The organism is Actinacidiphila sp. bgisy160, assembly GCF_057707815.1.
The window spans coordinates 82,903-90,298 of the sequence record NZ_JBYIQW010000030.1; the positions used below are offsets into that span (position 1 = coordinate 82,903).

The 7,396-nt window shown below is 68.6% G+C and carries 5 protein-coding genes; 4 read left to right on the forward strand and 1 reads right to left on the reverse strand.

Annotated features, from left to right (window positions below):
* Window positions 1-521: 521 nt before the first annotated feature.
* Complete coding sequence (locus tag AC3EUJ_RS23095; RefSeq protein ID WP_431964280.1) at window positions 522-1,565, reverse strand: LacI family DNA-binding transcriptional regulator; 1,044 nt, start codon at window positions 1,563-1,565, stop codon at window positions 522-524.
* Between the two features lie 467 nt (window positions 1,566-2,032).
* Between AC3EUJ_RS23095 and AC3EUJ_RS23100 the strand changes: the two genes are divergently transcribed.
* The 4 genes from AC3EUJ_RS23100 to AC3EUJ_RS23115 all read left to right on the forward strand — a co-directional run bounded on the left by AC3EUJ_RS23100 (window position 2,033) and on the right by AC3EUJ_RS23115 (window position 7,310).
* Window positions 2,033-3,355, forward strand: a complete 1,323-nt coding sequence (locus AC3EUJ_RS23100) for an ABC transporter substrate-binding protein (RefSeq protein ID WP_431964282.1) — start codon at window positions 2,033-2,035, stop codon at window positions 3,353-3,355.
* Window positions 3,356-3,776: 421 nt separating this feature from the next.
* Window positions 3,777-4,772, forward strand: coding sequence for a carbohydrate ABC transporter permease (locus tag AC3EUJ_RS23105; protein ID WP_431964284.1), 996 nt, complete (start codon window positions 3,777-3,779; stop codon window positions 4,770-4,772).
* 14 nt (window positions 4,773-4,786) lie between these two features.
* Complete coding sequence (locus AC3EUJ_RS23110) at window positions 4,787-5,707, forward strand: carbohydrate ABC transporter permease (RefSeq protein ID WP_431964286.1); 921 nt, start codon at window positions 4,787-4,789, stop codon at window positions 5,705-5,707.
* Window positions 5,708-5,858: 151 nt separating this feature from the next.
* Entirely contained in the window at window positions 5,859-7,310 is a 1,452-nt protein-coding gene (locus tag AC3EUJ_RS23115) for a GH1 family beta-glucosidase (protein WP_431964288.1), read from the forward strand.
* Window positions 7,311-7,396 lie beyond the last annotated feature (86 nt).

Here is a 7,396-nt window from a genome sequence, read left to right on the forward strand (position 1 = left end):
TGCCGCACCATCGAGTTCCTGGTATCGCGGGCGAAGTTGTGTCCCCGCACCACTCAGCCCGGAGCCAAGAACATCGCGGGCCCGGCCGGGCAGGGCAACACACCCGGCCCAAGGACGCGCTCGGCTGGCGTTGCGTCCTTGGAAGTGGTGTACGGGTTCCTTCCGGATGCCGGCCACCGGCACCGCGTCATGGACCGACGGCGCGTGGGTGGTGGCCTCCACACCCATGGATTGCGGACGCTCCTAGGAAGCGGCCAAACGCAGCAAGGGCGAGGCCCGCGGCGCCCCGTCGGTGAGTCCGTCGAGGTGGCGCGACGGCATCTGCGGCCCTGGTGCCGGTGCGTGCCGCGTTCATCCTCGTGCGGCTTGGCGAGGGTTCCACCGCCGGCGCACGACCCTCCGAATCAACAAAAGCCTGGCCTGATGGCGCGGTGCTCGCCCATGTCGCCACACCCGCGTCACGGAGTCCGGCTGCCGTGCCCGCCAGGCTGACCGGTGAGGGTTCCCTCGAACCGGCGGTGTCACGTCGACTGGCGTACCACCAGTCGCGTCGGCAGGACGACTTCTCGCCGGCCCGTGCCACGTTGCGCGATCTCATCCAGCAGCAGGCTCGCCATGGTGTGGCCCATCTCCTCGATCGGCTGGCGCACGCTGGTCAGCGGGGGCTCGGTGTGCCGGGCCACGATCGAGTCGTCAAACCCAATGACGGCGACGTCGTCGGGTATCCGCCGGCCTGCGGCCCGAAGCGCGAGCATGGCGCCGGAGGCCGTCACATCGGAGGCGGCGAACACGGCGTCGAGGTGGCCGCGTCTTTCCAGTAGTTCACGCATGGCCGCCTGCCCGCCTTCTTCGGTGAAGTCACCGGTCGCGATCAGTCCCTCGTCGACCGTGATGCCTGCGGTCTGCAAGGCCTCGCGGTAGCCGTCGAGGCGGGCCTGGGCGACGTCCATGTCGAGTGGTCCCGTGATGGTGGCGATGCTTCGCCGGTTCCCATCCAGCAGATGCCGGACGGCCGCTCGGGCGCCGCCTTGATTGTCGGCCTGTACATGTCCCAAGGGTTCCGCAGGGCCGCGACGTCCGGCCAGGACGGTGGGGATGGCCAGTTCTGACAGCAGGTCGGGGAGAGTGTCGTCGCGGTGAACCGCCACCATCAAAACGCCGTCCACGCGCTGTTCGGTCAGATACGTGGCGAGGCGGGCTCGCTCGCTCTCGTCGCGTACGAGCAGCAGGAGCAACTGCATGTCGGTGCCCGCGAGACCTGAGGTCACGCCGCGGATGATGGCTGAGAAGTACGGCTCCGAGAAGAGCCGGGTCTCTGTCTCAGGGACGACCAGGGCGACCGAATCGGTGCGACGGGTGACAAGCGAGCGGGCCGTGCGGTTGGGAATGTAGCCGAGTTCGGCGATCGCTCGCTGGACGGCAGCGCGGGAGCGGTCGCTCACCTGGGGGGAGCCGTTGATCACCCGGGAGACCGTGCCGCGGCCCACACCGGCGCGAGCGGCTACCGCCTCAAGCGTCGGACGCCTGGCACGGGTGGTCTCGGGTGGCTGTGCGGCAGGACTCATCTTTACCTTCCGGCGTTTCGCATGGACTGCTTCATTGTGACCCCTGAAACCTCGTGGTTCGCCCCCGGCACCGTCAGGTAGGCCGAGTCATCGCGGTAAACAGGTCGTGACCTGCGGGTTTCCGGTGGTGGCCAGCCAGGAGCCGGACACATCGGCGTGACGTGTGGGACACGCTTAGGCAACGACGCTGCTTTCAACTCTTGACATCTGGGCTCCCACGAAGGAGTCTTCCGGCATGCCGCGTGGGAGCGGTCCCACGGATGGTCGGGGGCGTCTCGCGCGGCCTCGAAGAACCGAAGGCCTGTCCCTACGATCGCGCATCGAAGGCGACGTGACCAGCACTTTTGCATCACACGCCTTGCCGTGATGCTGGCCACTGCTCGACCCGAAAGGGACAGGTGCGGACCGTCGACCGCTGGCGGCCCGGATCCTTAGGTCCGTTCCCCACTGGAACAAGGAGTAGTGGAATGCGCATAACTGGCACCGGCGGCGGTCGCGGCCGCAAAGTGGCGGCCCTGACCACGTCGGTCGTGGCGGCCTCGGCAGTACTGCTTACGGGATGCGGCAGTGACGGCGGCGATTCGGACGCGTCCGGCTCCGACGGCAGCATCACCCTCACCGTGGCTGACTACGGACAGTTCGGCTACAAGGAAGCCGGTCTGTTCGACCAGTACCACAAGCTCCACCCGAACATCACGGTCAAGGAAGAGGTCACTGCCAACGAGCAGGACTACTACCCGAAGCTTCTTCAGCAGCTGAACACCGGTAGCGGTCTCGGGGACGTGACCGGCATCGAGGTCGGCCGCATCAAGGAGGTCGTCGACACCCAGGCCGACAAGTTCGCCGACCTGAGCAAGTCGATCGACGTGAACGACTGGGTGTCCTGGAAGGAGAAGCAGGCCACCACGAAGGACGGTGCGGTCATCGGCGCCGGCACGGACATCGGTCCGATGTCGCTGTGCTACCGCAAGGACCTCTTCGAGCAGGCCGGCCTGCCGAGCGACCGCGAGGACGTCGCCAAGGCCGTCGCGGGCGGCTGGGAGGACTACCTCAAGCTCGGTGAGCAGTACAAGGCGAAGGCGCCCAAGGGGACCTTCTTCATGGACTCCGCGAGCGCGATGTACAACGCGGTCGTCAGCTCGGACGCCAAGCAGTACTACGACGCCGCCGGCAAGCCGGTCTACAAGGACAGCCCGGCCGTGCAGCAGGGCTGGGACCTGGCCGCCGAGGCCGCGCAGAAGAAGCTGACCCAGGGCCTGCCGCAGTTCACCGACGCCTGGACCGCCGCGCTGCGCAAGGGCTCCGTCGCCACCGTGGCGTGCCCCGCGTGGATGGCCAACCAGATCTCCAACAACTCCGGCGAGGCCTACAAGGGCAAGTGGGACATCTCCCGCGCGCCCGGTTCCACCGCGGCCAACTGGGGTGGCTCCTTCCTGGCCGTCCCCAAGGGCGGCAAGCACGTCAAGGAGGCCACCGACCTCGTCAAGTGGCTGACGGCCCCCGAGCAGCAGGCCGCTGTGTTCAAGGCGGCCGGTATCTTCCCGTCCAACCAGGGCGCCTACGAGCTCCCCGACGTGAAGAACGCGACGCTGGAGTACTTCAGCGGCGCGCCGATCGGCCAGATCTACGCCGAGGAGGCCAAGACCATCCCCGAGGCCGTGCTCGGCCCGAAGGACGGCGTGATCAAGGACGCGATCTCCAACCAGATCAACAACATGGAGCAGCGGGGCACCAAGCCCGCCGACGCGTGGAAGGCTGCGACGGAGACGATCGACAAGGCGATCGGCTGACGCACTCCGGTGCGGGCGGGGCCCTGACCGCCGCCCGCACCGGACCCGCCGCGCCGGCTCGGCTCGTCCGGGCCGGTACGGCGGGTCCGGGCCAGGCAAGGTCCTGACCACGGCGGCCACCCGGCTCCGTGGCGCGCTGAGCGCGGCGGCGCCTTCCGGCGCCGTCCCCGCACCGCCCCGGATCCTCCGGCCGCCGACCACTGCCGGTCCCGGCGCTGGATCCGGTCGCCGCAGGTGAGCGACGACGGGGCCGGTTGTCCGGCGGCTGCCAGGCCCTGCCTCGCACGTACCTCACGGCCGGCGCGCGAGGCGAGCCGTTACCGTACCGACTTTGGGGCGTGAGGGGACCGGCATCCGGCCCTGCGCATCACGTCTTCGGTCCCGTCCTCACCCGGCCGAATCCCAGACAAGGACCTCCTCCGTGGCAACAACAACCCCCACCCGCGACGCCTACGGCCCGCCGTCCGGCGGCTCCGGATCCGCGTCGAACGGACGTCGGCGGGCGTGGCGAAGCCGGCTGTGGCGCTTCGACGACATGGCGTCGCCCTACGCGTACATCGCCCCCTTCTTCCTCATCTTCGGCGCCTTCGGTCTCTACCCGCTCATCTACACCGGGTGGATAGCCCTGCACCGGGTCGAGTTGACGGGTCTCAACCAGTCGGAGTGGGTCGGCTTCGACAACTTCGCCAAGATCCTCCAGGACTCCGAGTTCTGGACGTCGGTCTCCAACACCTTCGTGATCGGCGTCATCTCCACGGTTCCGCAGCTGCTCGTCGCGCTGGGCCTCGCGCACCTGCTCAACTACAAGCTGCGTGCCAGCACCTTCTGGCGGACCGTGATCCTCACCCCCTACGCCACCTCGGTCGCGACCGCCGCGCTGGTTTTCGCGCTGGTCTTCCGAGCCGACGGCGGCCTGCTCAACTGGGTGCTGCACTTCTTCGGCGCCGGCAACACCGACTGGGGCAACGGTCACTGGACGTCCAAGATCGCCATCTCGGTCATCGTGATCTGGCGCTGGACCGGCTACAACGCGCTCATCTACCTCGCCGCCATGCAGGCGGTGCCGACCGATCTGTACGAGGCCGCCTCGATCGACGGGGCCTCGCGGTGGCAGCAGTTCCGCAAGGTGACCATTCCCTCGCTGCGGCCGACGATCCTGTTCACGATCGTCATCTCCACGATCGGCTCCATGCAGCTGTTCGGCGAGCCTCTGCTGCTGCAGGGCGGAACCCTCGGATCCACCGGTGGCAGTGAGCACCAGTACGAGACCCTCAGCATCTATCTCTACAACTACGGCTGGAAGCTCGGACACCTGGGCCCCGCCGCGGCCGTGGCCTGGGCGATGCTCGTCCTGCTGCTGCTCATAGCCCTGATCAACTGGATCGTCAGCCGGTTCGTGCGCAAGAGCGCGGCCTGACGGGAGCGAATTCGATGACCACGACCAGTCCCACCAGCACCGCACCGAACCTCGCTCCCACAGGGCGGACCGAGACCCAGGGCAAGGGGCGCAACCGCCTGAAGCTCGGCGCCGGCCAGCAGCTCAAGGGCGGCCCACTGACCTACGCGGCCCTCGTCATCGTCGGCCTGGGGTCGATCTTCCCCCTGTACTGGACCCTGGTGGCCGCCTCGCATGATCAGCAGCGGGTGCTCGACACCCCGCCGCCGCTCGTGCCGGGCGGCCGACTGTGGAGCAACCTCCAGTCGGCCTGGGAACAGGCGAACCTCGGCAAAGCCATCGTCAACAGCGTCATCGTCGCCGGCAGCATCACGATCGCGACGCTGTTCTTCTGTACGCTCGCCGGCTACGCCTTCGCCAAGATGCGCTTCCGCGGGCGCGGCTTCCTGATGACGGCAGTCATCGCCACCCTCACCATCCCGCCGCAGCTCAGTGTCGTCCCGCTCTTCAAGTTGATGGCGGACATCGGCTGGGGCGGGCAGCTGGAGTCGGTGATCTTCCCGACCCTGGTCGGCGCCTTCGGTGTCTTCTTCATGCGCCAGTACCTCCTCGAGGCCCTGCCGTACGAGCTGGTCGAGGCGGCCAAGGTGGACGGCGCGAACAACCTCAGGATCGTCTGGAGCGTGGTCCTGCCCGTGGCGCGGCCCGCGATGATGGTGCTGGGCATGCTCACCTTCGTGCAGGCGTGGAACGACTTCTTCTGGCCCTTCCTCGCCCTGAACCAGACGAACCCCACCATCCAGGTGGCCCTCGGCCAGCTCAGTGCCTCCTACACCCCCGACCAGAGCATCGTCATGGCGGGCGCCCTGATCAGCACCGTGCCGCTGCTGCTGGTGTTCGTCATCTTCGGCAAGCAGATCGTCGGGGGCATCATGGCGGGCGCCGTGAAGGGCTGACCCCGCCCGCGCCGGGAGGGCTTCCCGTCCACCGGTCCGTACACCGTGCGGCCGGTACCGGACGGGCACCCGCCCCCGCGGCCCACATCCTTCTTCCGTGCCGGACCACGCTGTCCGGCCTGTTCACCGATCCTTTTGGAGCGTCCTCAGCATGACCGCCGTACGACCCGAGGCGAGCGCTCGGCCGGCCTCGGCCACTTCCTTCCCGCAGGACTTCATCTGGGGGGCGGCCACCGCCGCGTACCAGGTGGAGGGAGCCGCCGCCGAAGACGGCCGCACCCCGTCGATCTGGGACACCTTCAGCCACACCCCCGGCAAGGTGCGCAACGGCGACACCGGCGACATCGCCGCCGACCACTACCACCTCTACCGCGACGACGTGGCCCTGATGAAGGACCTCGGCCTGGGGGCGTACCGGTTCTCCGTCTCGTGGTCCCGGGTCCAGCCCACGGGGCGCGGGCCTGCCGTCGAGCGGGGCCTGGACTTCTACCGCCGGCTCACCGACGAACTGCTGGAGGCCGGCATCACCCCCGTCGCCACCCTCTACCACTGGGACCTGCCCCAGGAGCTGGAGGACGCGGGCGGCTGGCCGGACCGTGACACCGCCTACCGATTCGCCGAGTACGCCGACATCATGGCCCGCGCGCTCGGTGACCGGGTCGGCGTGTGGACCACGCTGAACGAGCCTTGGTGCTCGGCGTTCCTCGGCTACGGCTCCGGAGTGCACGCACCGGGCCGCACGGACCCGGCCGCCACCCTGCGCGCCGCCCACCACCTCAACCTGGGCCACGGCCTCGCGATCGGGGCACTGCGCGCGGCTCTGCCGGCATCCGCCCAGACCTCCATCACGCTCAACCTGCACCAGGTGCGCCCCCTCACCGACCGGGCCGAGGACGTCGATGCCGCCCGCCGTATCGACGCGGTCGGCAACCGGGTCTTCACCGGCCCGATCCTCGACGGCGCCTACCCCGAGGACCTGCGCCAGGACACCGCGCACATCGTCGACTGGGACAGTCTGGTGCACGACGGCGACCTGGCCGAGATCTCCCGGCCCATCGATGTGCTCGGCGTCAACTACTACTCGCCGACCGTCGTCTCGCTGCCCGCCGACGGCGCCGGCAACACCAAGAACGACGGCCACGGTGCGAGCGACCACTCGCCGTGGACCGGCTCCGAGCACATCGCGTTCCACCTCGCCAACGACAATGTGACGGCGATGAACTGGGCCATCGACCCCAAGGGACTGCACACCCTGCTGACCGACCTGGCGAAGTCGCACCCCGAGCTGCCGCTCATGGTCACCGAGAACGGCGCCGCCTTCGACGACTACATCTCGCCCGAGGGCGTGGTGAACGACCCGCAGCGGATCGCCTACCTCCACGCCCACCTGGACGCCGTACGTCAAGCCATCGCCGATGGCGCGGACGTCCGCGGCTACTTCCTGTGGTCGCTCCTCGACAACTTCGAGTGGTCCTACGGCTACTCGAAGCGCTTCGGCACGGTTTACGTCGACTACTCGACGCAGCGCCGTATCCCGAAGGCGAGTGCCCACTGGTACGCGGACGTGATCCGAAAGAACGCGCTGCCCACTGCCGGCGAGTAGAACAACAGCTGAATGTCCGGCCGACGAGGCGCCGTCACGTCAGTGGCGGCGCCTCGTCGGGGGGGGGGGGGGGAGCAAGGTCGAAG